Annotated in this window: 13 protein-coding genes; 9 read left to right on the top strand and 4 right to left on the bottom strand. The window is 69.5% G+C overall.

Translation table 11 applies throughout. The features are described from left to right. The first annotated feature begins 2 nt into the window (after positions 1-2). From ACIQWG_RS10895 to ACIQWG_RS10880, 4 genes are all read left to right on the top strand, one after another. Entirely contained in the window at positions 3-842 is an 840-nt protein-coding gene (locus ACIQWG_RS10895; RefSeq protein ID WP_404093083.1) for an arylamine N-acetyltransferase, read from the top strand. Positions 843-866: 24 nt separating this feature from the next. Then, entirely contained in the window at positions 867-1112 is a 246-nt protein-coding gene (locus ACIQWG_RS10890) for a hypothetical protein (RefSeq protein WP_404093082.1), read from the top strand. 137 nt (positions 1113-1249) lie between these two features. Next, a complete protein-coding gene (gene holA / locus ACIQWG_RS10885) occupies positions 1250-2239 on the top strand; it encodes a DNA polymerase III subunit delta (protein WP_404093081.1) in 990 nt (329 codons plus the stop codon). Between the two features lie 304 nt (positions 2240-2543). Beyond that, positions 2544-2939 (top strand): nuclear transport factor 2 family protein, encoded by a 396-nt coding sequence (locus ACIQWG_RS10880; protein ID WP_404093078.1) that lies wholly within the window; start codon positions 2544-2546, stop codon positions 2937-2939. 241 nt (positions 2940-3180) lie between these two features. Here ACIQWG_RS10880 and rpsT read toward each other — a convergent pair whose 3' ends face one another. Continuing rightward, positions 3181-3447: a 30S ribosomal protein S20 gene (rpsT, locus tag ACIQWG_RS10875; RefSeq protein ID WP_099499233.1), complete on the bottom strand. Its 267-nt coding sequence runs from the start codon at positions 3445-3447 to the stop codon at positions 3181-3183. 221 nt (positions 3448-3668) lie between these two features. On the opposite strand from rpsT, the gene lepA reads away from it, so the two are divergent. Then, positions 3669-5537: a translation elongation factor 4 gene (gene lepA / locus ACIQWG_RS10870; RefSeq protein WP_404093075.1), complete on the top strand. Its 1869-nt coding sequence runs from the start codon at positions 3669-3671 to the stop codon at positions 5535-5537. 240 nt (positions 5538-5777) lie between these two features. After that, positions 5778-7652, top strand: a complete 1875-nt coding sequence (locus ACIQWG_RS10865) for an AMP-dependent synthetase/ligase (protein WP_404093073.1) — start codon at positions 5778-5780, stop codon at positions 7650-7652. A gap of 90 nt (positions 7653-7742) precedes the next feature. On the opposite strand, the gene ACIQWG_RS10860 is transcribed toward ACIQWG_RS10865, so the two are convergent. Further along, positions 7743-8300, bottom strand: coding sequence for a two-component system response regulator (locus ACIQWG_RS10860; protein WP_404093070.1), 558 nt, complete (start codon positions 8298-8300; stop codon positions 7743-7745). A 12-nt stretch (positions 8301-8312) separates the two neighbouring features. Next, positions 8313-12443: a HAMP domain-containing protein gene (locus ACIQWG_RS10855; protein WP_404093068.1), complete on the bottom strand. Its 4131-nt coding sequence runs from the start codon at positions 12441-12443 to the stop codon at positions 8313-8315. Positions 12444-12545: 102 nt separating this feature from the next. Here ACIQWG_RS10855 and ACIQWG_RS10850 point away from each other — a divergent pair, with 102 nt between their 5' ends. The 3 genes from ACIQWG_RS10850 to ACIQWG_RS10840 all read left to right on the top strand — a co-directional run bounded on the left by ACIQWG_RS10850 (position 12546) and on the right by ACIQWG_RS10840 (position 16458). Next, positions 12546-14519, top strand: a complete 1974-nt coding sequence (locus tag ACIQWG_RS10850) for a SpoIIE family protein phosphatase (RefSeq protein WP_404093066.1) — start codon at positions 12546-12548, stop codon at positions 14517-14519. A 27-nt stretch (positions 14520-14546) separates the two neighbouring features. Further along, positions 14547-15779: a radical SAM family heme chaperone HemW gene (hemW, locus tag ACIQWG_RS10845; protein ID WP_404093063.1), complete on the top strand. Its 1233-nt coding sequence runs from the start codon at positions 14547-14549 to the stop codon at positions 15777-15779. Positions 15780-15879: 100 nt separating this feature from the next. Continuing rightward, positions 15880-16458: a Uma2 family endonuclease gene (locus tag ACIQWG_RS10840; protein ID WP_404093061.1), complete on the top strand. Its 579-nt coding sequence runs from the start codon at positions 15880-15882 to the stop codon at positions 16456-16458. On the opposite strand, the gene ACIQWG_RS10835 is transcribed toward ACIQWG_RS10840, so the two are convergent. Next, positions 16436-17251: a DUF3097 domain-containing protein gene (locus ACIQWG_RS10835; protein ID WP_404093059.1), complete on the bottom strand. Its 816-nt coding sequence runs from the start codon at positions 17249-17251 to the stop codon at positions 16436-16438. The two genes, ACIQWG_RS10840 and ACIQWG_RS10835, sit on opposite strands and share 23 nt — an antisense overlap. Positions 17252-17280: the final 29 nt, after the last annotated feature.

Genomic DNA, 17280 nt, shown 5'->3' with positions numbered 1-17280 from the left:
GCATGGATTCCGTAGAGGTTGATGCCTATCTCCGGCGCCTGGGAGTCGAGCACCCGGCGTGGCCCACCGTGGACGTGCTGCGTGAGCTGCAACTGCGCCATCTTCAGACGGTGCCGTTCGAGAACCTGTCGATCCACCTCGGCGAGGAGATCGTGCTGGAGGAGAAGCGGCTGTGGGACAAGGTGGTGGGCGCGCGACGGGGCGGGTTCTGCTACGAACTGAACGGGGCGTTCGGGGCGTTGCTCGGCGCGCTCGGCTTCGATGTGACGCGGCTCGCGGGTCGGGTCTACGGCAAGGAGGAGCGGCTCGGGATCCCCTACGACCACATGGCGCTGAAGGTGGGGACCGTGGACGGGGGCGCGTGGCTGGCGGACGTCGGTTTCGGGGCGCACAGCCACTATCCGCTGGCGTTCGAGGCGCGGGGTGAGCAGCTGGATCCGGCGGGTGTGTTCCGGGTCGTGGAGGCCGGGCCGGACGCGGCCGGGGTGCGGGGCGGGCACGACGTGGTGGAGGCGACGGACCTGGACGTCGTCATGGACGGCAGCCCGCAGTACCGGCTGGACCGGCGGCCGCGGGCGCTCGGCGACTTCGTGGCGGGGGCGTGGTGGCACAGCACCTCACCGGTCTCGCACTTCACGCAGTCGCTGGTGTGCTCACGGGTGACGGAGGAGGGAGGGCGGATCACGCTCAGCGGCCGTACGTTCAAGGCGACGGCGGCGGACGGGACTCGTGAGGAGCGGGAGTTGGGCACGGACGAGGAGGTGCTGCGGATGTACCGGGAGCGGTTCGGGATCGAGCTGGACCGGGTGCCGACGGTGAGCCCGCCCGAGCGCGGTCGCTGATTGCGGGTGCCCGAGAATGGCACCGTGAGCGATGTGAGACATGTGCTGGTGCTGCCCGACCGTGATGCGGCGGAGGAGGCCGCGGAGGCGCTCGGGGAGCGGTTCGGCATCGACGAGGAGCCGCGGCTGGTACGCGACGCGCTGGCCGGGGAGGACGATGCCGAGGACGCGCAGTGGCTCGTACTGCTGCGGGACGAGAAGGAGCGGCTGGACTCCGGGGAGCTGGACGAGTTCGCGGGGGAGTGGGACGGGTGGCGGGAGGAGCCGTAGCCGGCGGAGCCGTAGCTCGGTGACCGCGGGGACGTCGAGCGCGGGCGCGGCATCACGATCGAGGCCGGAAGGTGCCGCTGCTGTGGGTCTTCCCGCCTCGGCAGGGGATGTCAGTGGCGCGTGCCATCCTTGTCGCGATGGCCAAGAAGAGTGCGAACGACGATCCCCTCGCCCCCGTGACCCTCGCCGTGGGTCAGGAGGAGCTGCTGCTCGACCGTGCCGTGCGGGAGGTGGTGGTCGCCGCCAGGGCCGCCGACGCGGACACGGATGTGCGGGACCTGACCCCGGAGCAGTTGCAGCCCGGCACGTTGGCCGAGCTGACCAGCCCCTCGCTGTTCGCGGAGCGCAAGGTTGTCGTCGTACGCAATGCGCAGGATCTGTCGGCCGACACGATCAAGGACGTGACGGCGTATCTCGCGGCGCCCGCCGAGGAGATCACGCTGGTGCTTTTGCACGCCGGGCAGGCCAAGGGCAAGAAGCTGCTCGACGCCGCGCGCAAGGTGGGGGCGCGGGAGGTGGCGTGCCCGAAGATGACCAAGCCGGCGGACCGGCTGGCGTTCGTCCGGCAGGAGTTCCGGGCGACCGGACGGTCCGCGACACCCGAGGCCTGCCAGTCGCTGGTCGACGCCATCGGAAGCGATCTGCGTGAGCTGGCGTCCGCGGTGAGCCAGCTGGTCGCCGACGTCGAGGGGACCATCGACGAGGCCGTGGTCGGGCGGTACTACACCGGTCGGGCCGAGGCGTCGAGCTTCACCGTCGCCGACCGGGCGGTCGAGGGGCGGGCAGCGGAGGCGCTGGAGGCGCTGCGGTGGTCGCTGACGACGGGCGTGGCACCCGTCCTGATCACCAGCGCGCTCGCCCAGGGCGTGCGGGCCATCGGCAAGCTGTCCTCGGCCCGCGGTGGCCGTCCCGCCGACCTGGCGCGTGAGCTGGGCATGCCGCCCTGGAAGATCGACCGCGTCCGTCAGCAGATGCGGGGGTGGACGCCGGACGGAGTCGCGGTGGCGTTGCGTGCGGTCGCCGAGGCGGACGCGGGTGTGAAGGGCGGCGGGGACGACCCGGAGTACGCCCTGGAGAAGGCGGTGGTGACCATCGCGCGGGCCGCTCGGTCCAGAGGGCGGGGCTAGGGCCTGTCGTTTGGATCATGCCGGCCCGAGCGGGGCCTGGCACGCACATCTGCCGCGTTGTCGTCACTCGCCGACGCTCCGCGTCGACTCCCTCCTCCGCCTTGCAGCTGCACGCATCAGACCCCGCTCGGTCCAGAGGGCGGGGCTAGGCCCTGTCGCTCGGATCATGCCGGTGTCGCAGGGTCTGCCGGAGGCGCGGTACCTCGCAGCCGACCTGATCCAAACGGCAGGCCCTGGGGGAGGAGAGGAGAATCGGGCGTATCGGCCGTAAATCGCCGGACCGTACGGAAGGTGGCGATCGGACATGGCTGAACACCCGCACGCAACTCTCGTCCGCAAGGGCTACGAAGCCTTCGCCAGCGGTGACATGGACGCCCTTCGCGGGCTGATGACAACGGACTGCACGCAGCATGTGCCCGGCAGCCACGCGTTGTCGGGTGACTTCAAGGGCCAGGACGCGATCATCGAGATGTACGGCCGGCTCTTCGAGGAGACCGCCGGGACGATGCGGGTCGAACCGCGCACCATACTCGTCGACGGCCGGGGCCATGTGGTCGCCGTACACCACGTCACGGCGGATCGGCAGGGCAAGCGCCTCGACGAGGACGCGGCCATTGTCTTCCGTGTCGTGGGGGACAAGGTCAGCGATCTCGACGAGTGCGTCGCGGACATGGACCGGATGAACGACTTCTGGTCGTGACACCTGCCTGGATGGGCAGGGCCAAAACAAGCAGGGCCCAGGAGCAGGGGCCCCGGGACCAAGGGAATACCGAAGGCCCCGGCACCCGTCCTGGGGAAGGACGGTGGCCGGGGCCTTCGGTTCACGATGTTGAGCCCGTACCCGCGTGGCGAACGCAGGCCGCGTACAGGCTCGGGGTGCCGGACGGGAGCGGATGAGAGAGGGCCCGCTCGATTCCCTCCGGCGGTCAGATCAGAGAGTGTCAGCCCTTGAGGGAGGTGACCTTCGAAGCAAGCGCCGACTTCTTGTTGGCGGCCTGGTTCTTGTGGATGACGCCCTTGGAGACGGCCTTGTCGAGCTGACGCGCCGCAGCGCGCTGGTACTCGGTGGCCTTCTCCACGTCACCCGCGGCAGCGGCCTCGCGGGCCTTGCGGATCGCGGTCTTCAGGGAGGACTTGACGGCCTTGTTGCGCAGCCGAGCCTTCTCGTTGGTCTTGATCCGCTTGATCTGGGACTTGATGTTCGCCACGAATGAGCCTTTTCAGGTTCTGGTACGAGGCCGCACGCGACCCGTACCGGTGATTTTCTTGGGGTGTGCCTCGCGCTGAGAGGGCATGAGACACAGCCACCCAGGCTACCAGTGGGCCGGAGAATGGCCCAAACCGGTCCCAGTCCGCCGCCCATGGGACCATGGAGCCTACGTATAGATCCGACCCGAGGCATAAGGCGCCTCAAGAGACAGGACCCTGCGTGCCCGCGACCCCTAAGAATGTGCCCGAGCCGAGCCGTACCGACCCGGCTCTGATCCGCAATTTCTGCATCATCGCGCACATCGACCACGGCAAGTCCACGCTCGCCGACCGGATGCTCCAGCTGACCGGCGTGGTCGAGCAGCGGCAGATGCGTGCTCAGTACCTCGACCGTATGGACATCGAGCGCGAGCGCGGCATCACGATCAAGTCCCAGGCGGTGCGTCTGCCGTGGGCTCCCACCCACGACGAGAACAACACGCACATCCTCAACATGATCGACACCCCGGGGCACGTCGACTTCACCTACGAGGTCTCACGGTCGCTCGCCGCCTGCGAGGGCACCATCCTCCTCGTCGACGCCGCCCAGGGCATCGAGGCCCAGACCCTCGCCAACCTGTACCTGGCGATGGAGAACGACCTCCAGATCATCCCCGTGCTGAACAAGATCGATCTGCCGGCCGCGCAGCCCGAGAAGTTCTCCGAGGAGCTCGCCAACCTCGTCGGCTGCGAGCCCGGCGACGTGCTGAAGGTGTCCGCGAAGACCGGTCTCGGCGTCGAGGCGCTGCTGGACAAGGTCGTCGCCGAGATCCCGCCGCCGGTCGGCGTCCAGGACGCGCCCGCGCGCGCCATGATCTTCGACTCGGTCTACGACTCCTACCGCGGTGTCGTGACCTACGTCCGTGTCATCGACGGCCAGCTCAACAAGCGCGAGCGCATCAAGATGATGTCGACCGGCGCCACCCATGAGCTGCTGGAGATCGGGACGAACTCGCCCGAGATGCTGCCCGCCGACGGCCTCGGCGTCGGCGAGGTGGGCTATCTGATCACCGGAGTGAAGGACGTCCGCCAGTCCAAGGTCGGTGACACCGTCACCAGCCAGCACAAGGGCGCCACGGAGGCGCTGGGCGGGTACAAGGACCCCAAGCCCATGGTCTTCTCCGGTCTCTATCCGCTGGACGGCTCCGACTACCCCGAGCTGCGCGAGGCCCTGGACAAGCTCCAGCTCAACGACGCCGCGCTCGTCTACGAGCCGGAGACCTCCGCGGCCCTCGGCTTCGGCTTCCGCGTCGGTTTCCTGGGTCTGCTGCACCTCGATGTGATCCGGGAGCGGCTGGAGCGCGAGTTCGGCCTCGACCTGATCGCCACCGCGCCCAACGTGGTCTACCGGGTCGTGATGGAGGACGGCAGCGAGCACACCGTCACCAACCCGAGCGAGTTCCCCGAGGGCAAGATCAACGACGTGTACGAGCCCGTCGTACGCGCCACGATCCTCGCGCCGAGCGAGTTCATCGGCTCGATCATGGAGCTGTGCCAGACCCGGCGCGGCACCCTGCTGGGCATGGACTACCTCTCCGAGGACCGGGTGGAGATCCGCTACACCCTGCCACTCGCCGAGATCGTCTTCGACTTCTTCGACCAGTTGAAGTCCAAGACGCGCGGGTACGCCTCGCTGGACTACGAGCCCACCGGCGAGCAGACCTCCAGCCTGGTCAAGGTCGACATCCTGCTGCACGGCGACAAGGTGGACGCCTTCTCGGCGATCACCCACAAGGACGCCGCGTACGCGTACGGGGTGCGCCTGGTCGCCAAGCTGCGCGAGCTCATCCCGCGGCAGGCCTTCGAGGTGCCGATCCAGGCCGCCATCGGCTCCCGGGTCATCGCCCGCGAGACCATCCGCGCCATCCGCAAGGACGTCCTCGCCAAGTGCTACGGCGGTGACATCTCCCGTAAGCGCAAGCTGCTGGAGAAGCAGAAGGAAGGCAAGAAGCGGATGAAGATGGTGGGTTCCGTGGAGGTTCCGCAGGAGGCCTTCATCGCCGTGCTGAGCAGCGATGACAGCGCGGGGTCGGGCAAGGGCAAGAAGTAACCGCAGGTAAGACCGGGTGACCCGGCAAATCGCCGCAACAGGGGTCCGCCGTACGAAAGTGCGGTGGGCCCCTGTATGTGTCGGAGGTGACGATCTGGAGGAAGTGACAGGCCGCGGGCTCTTACGCACCGGGCCGCCGACCTTTACTCTGATCCCTGCTCGATAGTTACTCGCGAGTTAAACAACGCGAGTGGAACCAGCCGCACGTCAGCCGCACAGTCGCGGGCCCCGGAGGATGTCGTGAGCGACACACAGACACTGATCGAGAACCGTCCGCCGAGCGTGGCGGCCCTCTTCCTGGAGCGTGTGGCGGCCACACCGGACGCCGAGGCATACCGCTATCCCGTCGCACCGCCCTCGGGGCAGGGCGCGGACGAGTGGAAGTCGCTGAACTGGGCGCAGGCCGCGGAGCGCGTCTACGCCATCGCGGCCGGGCTCATCGAGCTGGGCGTCCAGCCCGAGCAGCGGGTGGCCCTCGCCTCCTCCACCCGGATCGAGTGGATACTGGCCGACCTGGGCATCATGTGCGCCGGCGCGGCGACGACCACGGTCTATCCGCAGACCAACGCCGAGGAGTCGGCGTTCATCCTCTCCGACTCCGAGAGCCGGGTGCTGATCGCCGAGGACGCGGCGCAGCTGGCCAAGGCGGTCGAGAAGCGCGCCGAGCTGCCGAACCTCACCCATGTCGTGGTGATCGACCCGGCCGGCGTCGAGACCGCCGACTGGATCCTCACCCTCCCCGAGCTGGAGGCCCGTGGCGCGGCCCGGCTGGAGAAGGACCCCGAGCTGATCAAGCAGCGGGTCGGCGCGATCACCAAGGACCAGCTGGCCACCCTGATCTACACCTCCGGCACCACCGGCCGCCCCAAGGGCGTACGGCTGCCGCACGACAACTGGTCGTACATGGCGAAGGCGATCGCCGCGACCGGTCTGGTCGGCGCGGAGGACGTGCAGTACCTGTGGCTGCCGCTCGCGCACGTCTTCGGCAAGGTGCTCACCTCCGGCCAGATCGAGGTCGGGCACGTCACCGCCGTCGACGGCCGCGTCGACAAGATCATCGAGAATCTGCCGGTCGTGCAGCCGACGTACATGGCGGCCGTGCCGCGCATCTTCGAGAAGGTCTACAACGGGGTCGCCGCCAAGGCCCGCGCCGGCGGCGGCGCCAAGTACAAGATCTTCCAGTGGGCCGCCGAGGTCGCCCGCGAGTACGCCAAGGTCACCCAGGACAACTTCCGGCGCACCGGCAGCCACTCCGCGCCCTTCGGCCTCGCCGCCAAGCACAAGGTCGCCGACACCCTCGTGTTCGCCAAGATCCGCGAGGCCTTCGGCGGCAACCTGCGCGCCTGTGTCTCCGGCAGTGCCGCGCTCGCGCCGGAGATCGGCTACTTCTTCGCCGGCGCCGGTATCCACATCCTGGAGGGCTACGGCCTCACCGAGTCCTCGGCCGCGTCCTTCGTGAACCCGGGCGAGGCCTACCGCACCGGCACGGTCGGCAAGCCGCTGCCCGGCACCGAGGTCCGTATCGCCGACGACGGCGAGATCCTGCTGCGCGGCCCCGGCATCATGGAGGGCTACCACGGGCTGCCTGACAAGACCGCCGAGGTGCTGGAGGCCGACGGCTGGTTCCACACCGGTGACATCGGCGAGCTGTCGCCCGACGGCTATCTGCGGATCACCGACCGCAAGAAGGACCTCATCAAGACGTCCGGCGGCAAGTACATCGCGCCCGCCGAGGTCGAGGGACAGTTCAAGGCGGTCTGCCCGTACGTCTCCAACATCCTGGTGCACGGGGCCGACCGGAACTTCTGCACGGCACTGATCGCGCTGGACGAGGTCGCGATCCTCCAGTGGGCCGAGGAGAACGGGCTCGGCGGAAAGCCGTACGCCGACGTGGTGGCCGCGCCGACGACCGTGGCGATGGTCGAGGGATACGTCAAGCAGCTCAACGAGGGCTTGCAGAAGTGGCAGACCATCAAGAAGTTCCGGCTGCTGCCGCGTGACCTCGACGTCGAGCACGGGGAGATCACGCCCAGCCTGAAGCTGAAGCGGCCGGTCGTGGAGCGGGAGTACAAGCACCTGATCGACGAGATGTACTCGGGTACGCGCGAGGCCTGAGGGGTGGTGGGGGATCGCGTGGCGGCCGCCGGTCAGGCGTCGCCGGTCGCGCGGTCCCTCGCACCTGCGAGGGGTCGGGCACAGCGCCCCTCATCCGACCAGACGGCGTATCTCATGGACCCTCGCCCGCAGGTCGGTCAGGTCCGGGTCGGTGTCGGAGAGCTGTTCCTCCAACGCCGCCAACTGGGCGCTCAGCTCCTTGCTCTGGAGATGCTCACGGCTCAGCAGGCGCTCCAGCTGCCGTTTCTTGCGGTGCAGGTCCAGGAAGACCGTCACCTTCGCGCGTAGCACCCAAGGGTCGAACGGCTTGGTCAGATAGTCGGCGGCGCCCGTGGCGTAGCCGCGGAAGGCGTAGCCGGGCTCGTCCTCCGCGCCGGTCAGGAATATGATCGGGACGTCCTTGGTCTGGTCGAGGCGTTTGATGTTGGCGGCCGTCTCGAAGCCGTCCATGCCTGGCATCCGTACGTCGAGCAGGACCAGCGCGAAGCGCCGGCGCAACAGTGCCTTCATCGCCTCCTCGCCCGAACGCGCGCGGACGAGCGGCTCGTTGAGGGACCCCAGTACCGCTTCCAGCGCGATCAGGTTGTCCTCCATGTCGTCGACAAGGAGGATGCCGGCACGTTCGTCGGTCATTGCCTCAGCGCTCATGGTGAGTTGGCCTCATTCAGTCGTCGGCGGAACCGCCGTTTCCGTGGTGGCGTCCGGCGCCGTACCGGCCGCGCCCTCGGGGTCCAGGAGGTCGCAGACGACGGTGAGCAGCTGATCCACGTCCACCGGTTTCGGTACGTAGTCATTGGCGCCCCGGGCGATGGACTTCTCCCGGTCCCCGGGCATGGCCTTCGCGGTCAGCGCGACGATGGGCAGGTCCGTCCAGCGAGGGGTGCGGCGGATGGCGGAGATCGTCTCGTATCCGTCCATCTCCGGCATCATGATGTCCATCAGGACGAGTTCGACGTCCGGGGCGCGCTCCAGGGTCTCGATGCCCTCACGGCCGTTCTCCGCGTACAGGACCGGCATGCCGACCCGGCCCAGGACATGGGTGAGCGCGAAGACGTTGCGGATGTCGTCGTCCACGATCAGCACCCGCCGGCCCGGCAGCACCCGGCCCGCGCGTCCGGTCTGCCACGCCTCCAGCTTGGTCGGCGTCGGCCACGAGTCGTCCGCGTCGTGCGAGGCCTGGAACGGCTCGGCCGACAGCTGCTCCGGCACCGGCAGCGGACGGTTCTCAAGGGCCGGGCCGGTGGCGGCGTGACCGGGGCTGACGACCGGGACGTACAGCGTGAACGTGGAGCCCTTGCCGGGCTCGCTCTCGGCGACGATACGGCCGCCCAGCAGGCCGGCGATCTCGCGGCTGATGGACAGGCCGAGGCCGGTGCCGCCGTACTTGCGGTTGGTCGTGCCGTCGGCCTGCTGGAACGCCTCGAAGATCACCGGGAGCTTCTCCGCCGCGATGCCGATCCCGGTGTCGGACACCGCGAACGCGATCACCTCGTCGCCCTCGCGGACGTACTGGTGGTCGGGGTCCTTCACCCGGTTCACGCGCAGCTCGACCTTGCCCGAGGCGGTGAACTTGATCGCGTTGGAGAGGAGGTTGCGCAGGATCTGCTGGAGGCGCTGCTCGTCCGAGTACATCTCGCGCGGTACGTCCTCGCCGACCGCCACGTCGAAGGCCAGCCCGCGGTCCAGGGTGAGCGGGCGGAACGTGGCGTGGACGTAGTCGAGCAGCTTGATCAGCGGCAGCCGCTTCGGGCGTACGTCCATCCGGCCGGCCTCGATCTTGGACAGGTCCAGGATGTCGTTGATCAGCTGGAGCAGGTCCGAGCCGGAGCGGTGGATCGTCGTCGCGAACTGCACCTCCTGGTCGGAGAGATGGCCGTCCGGGTTGTCCGACAGCAGACGGGCCAGGATCAGCAGTGAGTTCAGCGGTGTGCGCAGCTCGTGCGACATGTTCGCGAGGAACTCCGACTTGTACTGGGACGACGTCGCCAGCAGGGCCGCCTTCTCCTCCAGTTCGGCGTTCGAGCGCTGCAACTCCGCCTGCTGCATCTGGAGTTCGTCCGAACGTTCCTGGAGCTGCATGGCCAGCCGCTGGGACTCGCCCAGCAGGGACTCCGTACGGGAGTTGGCGATGATCGTGTTGATCGCGACGGCGATGGTGTTCACGAACTGGTCGAAGAACGCCAGGTGCACATCGGAGAAGCGGGAGAAGGATGCCAGCTCGATCACCCCGAGCAGCTTGTCCTCGAAGAGGATCGGGATGATCACGACGCTGGACGGTGCCGCCTCGCCCAGCCCGCTGTTGATCTTGATGTAGTCCGGCGGTGCCTCCTCGACGAGAATCCGCTTCTTCTCGCGGGCCGCCTGCCGCACCAGGCCGTGCACCGGGAGGCCGCCGGTCTCGATGGTCGTGCCCTGGGCCGAGCCGTACCCCGCGATGAACGCCAGCCCCTTCGCCGGAACGGTGGTGCGCAGCGCGGCGCTCTCCTCGTCCGGGTCGGCCAGGAAGAACGCGCCGTACTGGGCGTTCACCAGTGGTGTCAGCTCGCGCAGCAGCAGGTCGGCGACCTCCATCAGGTCGCGGTGGCCCTGCATCAGGGCGGCGAGCCGGGCCAAGTTCGACTCCAGCCAGTCCTTGGCGCGGGTCGTCTCGCGCAGGTTGGCCACCATCAGGTTGATGTTGTCCTTGAGCTCGGCCACCTCGCCGCGGGTCTCGACCGTGATCGAGCGGGACATGTCGCCCTGGGCCACCGCGGAGGCGACCTCGGCGATCGCCCGGACCTGGGTGGTCAGGTTCGACGCCAGCTCGTTCACGTTGGTCGTCAGGCGCTTCCAGGTGCCGTACACGCCCTCCACCCGGGCCTGGCCGCCGAGCTGGCCCTCGGAGCCCACCTCGCGGGCCACGCGGGTGACCTCGGAGGAGAAGGAGGAGAGGGTGTCGACCATCGTGTTGATGGCGGTCTTCAGCTCCAGGATCTCGCCGCGCGCGTCCACGTCGATCTTCTTGGAGAGGTCGCCGTTGGCGACGGCGGTGGTGACCTGGGCGATGTTGCGGACCTGCGAAGTCAGGTTGTCCGCCATGTAGTTGACGTTGTCGGTCAGATCCCGCCAGACACCGGAGACGCCCAGCACCTGGGCCCGGCCGCCGAGCCGGCCGTCGGTGCCGACCTCGCGGGCGACACGCGTGACCTCGTCGGCGAAGGCACGCAGCTGCTGGACCATCGTGTTGACGGTGTCCTTCAGTTCGAGGATCTCGCCGCGCGCGTCGACGGTGATCTTCTTGGACAGGTCGCCGTTGGCCACGGCGGTCGTCACCTGCGCGATGTTGCGGACCTGCGAAGTCAGGTTCAGCGCCATGAAGTTGACGTTGTCGGTGAGGTCCTTCCAGACGCCGGAGACGCCTCGCACCTGGGCCTGACCGCCGAGGTTGCCCTCGGTGCCGACCTCGCGGGCGACCCTGGTGACCTCGTCGGCGAAGGCGGAGAGCTGGTCCACCATCGTGTTGATGGTCGACTTCAGCTCCAGGATCTCGCCCTTCGCCTCCACCGTGATCTTCTTGCCGAGGTCGCCCTGGGCGACGGCGGTGGAGACCAGGGCGATGTTGCGGACCTGCGAAGTCAGATTGTCCGCCATGAAGTTGACGTTGTCGGTGAGGTCCTTCCAGACGCCGGAGACGCCTCGCACCTGGGCCCGGCCGCCGAGGTTGCCCTCGGTGCCGACCTCGCGGGCGACGCGGGTGACCTCGTCGGCGAAGGCGGAGAGCTGGTCCACCATCGTGTTGATTGTCGACTTGAGTTCGAGGATCTCGCCCTGCGCGTCCACCGTGATCTTCTGCGACAGGTCGCCGTTGGCCACGGCCGTCGTCACCTGGGCGATGTTGCGGACCTGGGAGGTCAGGTTCGACGCCATGAAGTTGACGTTGTCGGTGAGGTCCTTCCAGACCCCGGAGACCCCTCGCACCTGAGCGCGCCCGCCGAGCTGCCCTTCCGTGCCGACCTCGCGGGCCACGCGGGTGACCTCGTCGGCGAAGGCGGACAGCTGGTCCACCATCGTGTTCACGGTCAGCTTCAGTTCCAGCAGCTCGCCGGTCGCCTCGACGGTGACCGTGCGGGTCAGGTCGCCGCGGGCCACGGCCGTCGTCACCGCCGCGATGTCCCGCACCTGGGCGGTCAGCCGGGACGCCATCGCGTTGACCGCCTCGGTCACGTCCCGCCAACTGCCCGACAGACCCGTCACCTTGGCCCGGCCACCGAGCCGGCCCTCGGTGCCCACCTCGCGGGCCACCCGCGTGACCTCGCCGGTGAACAGGGAGAGCTGGTCGACCATCTTGTTCACGGCCCGCCCGAGCCGGCGCAGGTCACCGCGTAACTGGCGGCTGCCGTCGTGCAGGTCGACGCGCTGGGTCAGGTCGCCGCCGGCCACCGCGTCGAGAACACGCGTAGCGTTCGCCGCCGGCGCCACCAGGGCGTCGAGCACATGGTTGACATCGTTGACGCGGGTCGTCCAGTCGCCCGGCCCGGGGCTCGCCGACAGCCGTTCGTCGAGGCGGCCGTGCCGGATCAACTCCCTTTTGACCCGCTGCACTTCACCGTTGAAGTGGGTGCTGCGGTCCATGATCTGGTTGAACACGGCCGTCAGCTCGGCCACCACTCCCTCACCGGTCTCCGGGAGCCTGCGGAAGTCGCCGTCCCGGGCCGCGGTCATCGCGGCGAGCAGCGGGCGCAGCTCCGATGCTCGAATTTGACCGTCTTTCTGTCCGTCTTCGAGCACACGCGTAGCACGGTTCTCACTCATGGCGGCCCACTTCGGTAACTCGGTGCTTATGGGCGTGGCCAGTCTGTCACTCTGTCGGCGTCCGCTGAGGCGTATTCGTGCGAACCGTTCGGGGAGCTGTAGATGGGGGCCATTCCGGCGCAACGGGAGACCGTCACCCGTGCCTGTGATGCGCCTGCGCAGGAGACCGGGCGCGCGATGACCCGCACCACGCTCCCCGGCACCCCTCTCTCCCCGGGCTCCGCTCGCACTCTTGTACGCAACGCCCTCACCGAATGGGCCGCCTCCGGTCTCCCCGGCACCGAGCACCTGAGCGACCGCCTCGTCGACGACGCGGTCGTGGCCGTCAGCGAACTCGTCACCAACGCCGTGGTGCACGCCGGTACCGATCTGGAGCTCACCTGCCACCTGGACGACACCGGCGCCCTGCTCGTCGAGGTCCTCGACCACCACCCCTCGCGCGCCCCCCGCGACGGCGAGCCGGAGACGCCGTACGAGACCCCGGAGTACGGGCGCGGGCTGCGGCTGGTGTCACGGCTCGCGGAGTCGTGGGGCGTCACCTATCGCACCGGCGCCAAGACCGTGTGGGCGCGGCTGCCCGCCGAGGACCCCGTGGCGGCCAAGGACGGCATAGAGGCGTACGCCGAGGAGCGCGCGCTGGAGCGTGGGCTGCGCGTCGCCGAGATCCTCGCGCCCGAGCCTCCCCCGCACTCGAATCCGCTCGATCGCGGGTACCCCCATCGCGCCGAGCGGGAGCGGGACTGGCTCAACCGGGGCGCCCTGTCCTTCCTCGCCGAGGCTTCCGACCTGCTGGCCGGGCAGCTCGACGAGAACCTCGTCGCCGCGCTCGCCGGGCAGCTGATCGTGCCGCGGCTCGCGGACTGGTGCGCGGTGTGGCTGGAGGACGAGGTCGCCGGGCGCTGGGGGTACCCCCGCTCCGGCGAGGCGGCGGGCGGGGCCGGCTGGGCGGCGGACGGCACCGCGGGCACCGGACCACGGCTCGCCCGGGTCTGGCACAGCGCCGAGAACCTCATCGAGGAGCTGCGCCGGACCCTGGAGAAGGAGCCGCCGCTGCCGGCCGACCACCACCGCACCGGGCCCGTCCCCTATCCCTGGCCGGGCGAGGCGCTCGGCGCACGCCACGCGCACGGCACGGCGCTCGCGTACCGCCTGATCGCGGGCGGTCACCCGCTGGGCACGCTGGTCATCGGGCGCAGCGATCTGGTGCGTTTCCCCGACGAGGTCACCGGGCTCGTGGAGGACCTCAGCCGCCGTGTGGCCCTCGCCATCGGGGCGGCCCGCCAGTACGCCCGCCAGGCCACCATCAGCCGGGTCCTCCAGCGCGGGCTGCTGCCCGGCGCCGTCGCGGAGATCCCCGGAGTGGCCAGTGCGCTGGTCTACGAACCCTGCGACAAGGGCGGTCCGAGCGGCGACTTCTACGACCTGTTCCCGGCCCGCGACGGCCGCTGGTGCTTCGCCATCGGTGACGTCCAGGGCAAGGGCCCCGAGGCGGCGGTGGTGATCGGCATCGCGCGCCCCTGGCTGCGTCTCCTGGCCCGCGAGGGCTACCGCGTCTCCGACGTCCTCGACCGCCTCAACCAGCTGCTCCTCGACGACGCCACCGAGGCCGCCGACGCCGCCGCCCGCGCCCTGGCCGGCCCGGCCCCGCCCGGCGACGGCCCGCAGACCCGCTTCCTGTCCCTGCTCTACGGCGAGCTGACCCCCTTCGAGGGCGGCATCCGCTGCACCCTCGCCTCCGCGGGCCACCCGCTGCCGCTGCTGCTGGGCGAGGACGGCGAGGTGCACACCGTCGCCCAGCCCCAGACCCTCCTCGGCGTCGTCGAGGACGCGACCTACACCAGCGAGACCTTCGAGCTGCGCTCCGGCGACACCCTGCTGTGCGTCACGGACGGGGTGACGGAGCGGCGCAGTGGCTCCCGCCAGTTCGACGACGGTGACGGCCTCGCGGCGGCGCTGGCCGGTTGTGCGGGGTTGAACGCCGAGCTGATTGCGGAGCGGATCCGGAGGCTGGTGCACGAGTTCGGGGGGCGTCCGCCGGAGGACGATCTGGCGCTGCTGGTGCTTCAGGCCGAGTAGTGCGGCGGGTACGGGACAATGGAACCCATGCCTTCCGCACTTCCCGACGGCGAGCCCGTCCCCGCCGACGGCGCGCTGCCGCCGACCGCACTCGCCGACGCCGCCGACCGCCCCCTCGGCTTCTACCTGCATGTCCCGTACTGCGCGACCCGCTGCGGCTACTGCGACTTCAACACCTACACGGCGACCGAGCTGCGCGGCACGGGCGGTGTGCTGGCGTCCCGCGACAACTACGCGGATACGTTGACCGACGAGATCCGCCTCGCCCGCAAGGTCCTCGGTGACGACCCCCGCGAGGTCCGCACGGTCTTCGTCGGCGGCGGTACGCCCACCCTGCTGGCCGCCGACGATCTCGTACGGATGCTGGGGGCGATCCGCGACGAGTTCGGACTCGCGCCGGACGCGGAGATCACGACGGAGGCGAACCCGGAATCCGTCGATCCGGCGTATCTGGCCCGGCTGCGGGAGGGCGGCTTCAACCGGATCTCCTTCGGCATGCAGAGCGCGAAGCAGCACGTACTGAAGGTGCTCGACCGCACGCACACGCCGGGCCGGCCGGAGGCGTGCGTGGCCGAGGCACGGGCGGCGGGCTTCGAGCACGTGAACCTGGATCTGATCTACGGCACACCGGGCGAGTCGGACGACGACTGGAGGGCGTCGCTGGAGGCGGCGATCGGCGCCGGGCCGGACCACGTCTCGGCGTACGCCCTGATCGTCGAGGAGGGCACCCAGCTGGCCCGCCGTATCCGCCGGGGCGAGGTCCCGATGACGGACGACGACGTGCACGCGGACCGCTATCTGATCGCGGAGTCGGCGCTGTCGGAGGCGGGCTTCGACTGGTACGAGGTGTCCAACTGGGCGACCTCGGAGGCGGGGCGCTGCCTGCACAACGAGCTGTACTGGCGGGGCGCGGACTGGTGGGGCGCGGGCCCCGGGGCGCACTCGCACGTGGGCGGCGTGCGCTGGTGGAACGTGAAGCATCCGGGGGCGTACGCGGCGGCGCTGGCGGAGGGACGGTCTCCCGGCGCCGGGCGCGAGCTGCTGTCGGAGGAGGACCGGAGGGTCGAGCGGATCCTGCTGGAGCTGCGGCTGAGGGAGGGGGTGCCGCTGGAGCTGCTGCGGGAGGAGGGGCTGGCGGCTTCCCGGCGGGCGTTGGGGGAGGAGCTGCTGGAAGCGGGGCCGTACGAGGAGGGGCGTGCGGTGCTGACGTTGCGGGGGCGGTTGTTGGCGGACGGGGTGGTCAGGGATTTGGTGGACTGATCACTCGGGTGGGTGAATCAGTGCTGAACGCCGGTTCGGCCCCTAACCTGGTTCGTAGGCCGCCGCTAACAGGACGCGGCGGATGTGGAGGGCCACGGAGATGACCGCTGTGGACGAGCGCGGGATGACCAAGTACTTCGAGGAGCTTGAGCCTCCCGAGGGCGTCAAGGTCGAGCTCCTCCGGGGGGAAATCGTGATGATGGCCGCTCCCGATCTGGTGCACAACCGGATCGTGGTGGACGTGCAGGACCAGATCCCGCGCAAGCCCTGGGAACGACTCCAGACGACGGACCTGGACATCTTCGACGAGGCCAGCGAGCCCATTCCGGACCTCGTGGTGCTGGAACGCGGTGTGGCCCCAGCCTCGGGCAACCTCGTGCCGTCCCAGCTGGTCACCTTGGTGGTCGAGGTGGTTTCGAAGACGAGCGTCGACCGGGACTACGGGCTCAAGCGTTCCATCTACGCGGCCGGCAGGATTCCCGCCTACCTGATCATCGACCCGATCATGGCGCACTGTGTTCTGCTCACCGACCCCATCGGCGATGGAGATCAAGCCGACTATCGCGGGCAGTGGATTACGAAGTTCGGTGACCCCGTGCCGCTCGAAGTGATCGGTGTGGAGCTGGACACGAGCGAGTTCGGAATCCTCACCGGGGTCAGGCGTCACCGGCTGCCGTGACGAAGTCGATCAACTCCTCCACCCGCCCCAACAACTCCGGCTCCAGGTCTTTGTAAGACCCCACCCGCCCCAGAATCGCCTGCCATACCGCCCCGGTGTTGTCCGACGGCCACCCCAGCGCCCGGCACACCCCGGTCTTCCAGTCCTGCCCGTGCGGGACGCGCGGCCACCCCGCGATGCCCAGTGACGCCGGCTTCACCGCCTCCCAGATGTCGATGTACGGGTGGCCCACGACCAGCGCGTGCTCGCTCGTCACCGACTGCGCGATACGCCACTCCTTCGTGCCCGGCACCAGGTGGTCGACCAGGACACCCAGCCTTGCGTCCGGACCCGGTGCGAACTCGGCCACGATCGACGGCAGGTCGTCGACGCCCTCCAGGTACTCCACCACCACGCCCTCGATGCGCAGGTCGTCGCCCCACACCTTCTCGACCAGCTCGGCGTCGTGCCGGCCCTCGACATAGATACGGCCCGCGCGGGCCACCCGGGCGCGAGCGCCGGGGACGGCGACGGAACCCGACGCGGTGCGGGTGGGGCGTGCCGGAGCCGCCCCCGACGGCCGTACGAGGGTCACGACCTTGCCCTCCAGCAGGAACCCCCGCGGCTCCAATGGGAACACCCGGTGCTTGCCGAAGCGGTCCTCCAGGGTCACCGTGCCCGCCTCGCAGCGGATCACCGCGCCGCAGAAACCGGTGCCGGGCTCCTCGACCACCAGGCCGGGCTCCGCCGGTACCTCGGGGACGGGCTTGGGCTTCTTCCAGGGCGGGGTCAGGTCCGGGGAGTACTGGCGCATTCGAGTGACGATAGGAGAAGCCGCCCGAC

It is taken from the genome of Streptomyces sp. NPDC098781 (assembly GCF_044759995.1).
Lineage (GTDB): Bacteria > Actinomycetota > Actinomycetes > Streptomycetales > Streptomycetaceae > Streptomyces.
Note: the sequence above shows the minus strand (reverse complement) of the source record. Positions and strands in the feature narration are given on the sequence as shown.

Bases quoted from the DNA above. Each gene is read 5' to 3' on its own strand.
- ACIQWG_RS10895 (WP_404093083.1), top strand. From the start codon at position 3: ATGGATTCCGTAGAGGTTGATGCCTATCTCCGGCGCCTGGGAGTCGAG.
- holA (WP_404093081.1), top strand. From the start codon at position 1,250: ATGGCCAAGAAGAGTGCGAACGACGATCCCCTCGCCCCCGTGACCCTC.
- ACIQWG_RS10880 (WP_404093078.1), top strand. From the start codon at position 2,544: ATGGCTGAACACCCGCACGCAACTCTCGTCCGCAAGGGCTACGAAGCC.
- ACIQWG_RS10860 (WP_404093070.1), bottom strand. From the start codon at position 8,300: ATGAGCGCTGAGGCAATGACCGACGAACGTGCCGGCATCCTCCTTGTC.
- ACIQWG_RS10855 (WP_404093068.1), bottom strand. From the start codon at position 12,443: ATGAGTGAGAACCGTGCTACGCGTGTGCTCGAAGACGGACAGAAAGAC.
- ACIQWG_RS10850 (WP_404093066.1), top strand. From the start codon at position 12,546: ATGGGGGCCATTCCGGCGCAACGGGAGACCGTCACCCGTGCCTGTGAT.
- hemW (WP_404093063.1), top strand. From the start codon at position 14,547: ATGCCTTCCGCACTTCCCGACGGCGAGCCCGTCCCCGCCGACGGCGCG.
- ACIQWG_RS10840 (WP_404093061.1), top strand. From the start codon at position 15,880: ATGACCGCTGTGGACGAGCGCGGGATGACCAAGTACTTCGAGGAGCTT.
- ACIQWG_RS10835 (WP_404093059.1), bottom strand. From the start codon at position 17,251: ATGCGCCAGTACTCCCCGGACCTGACCCCGCCCTGGAAGAAGCCCAAG.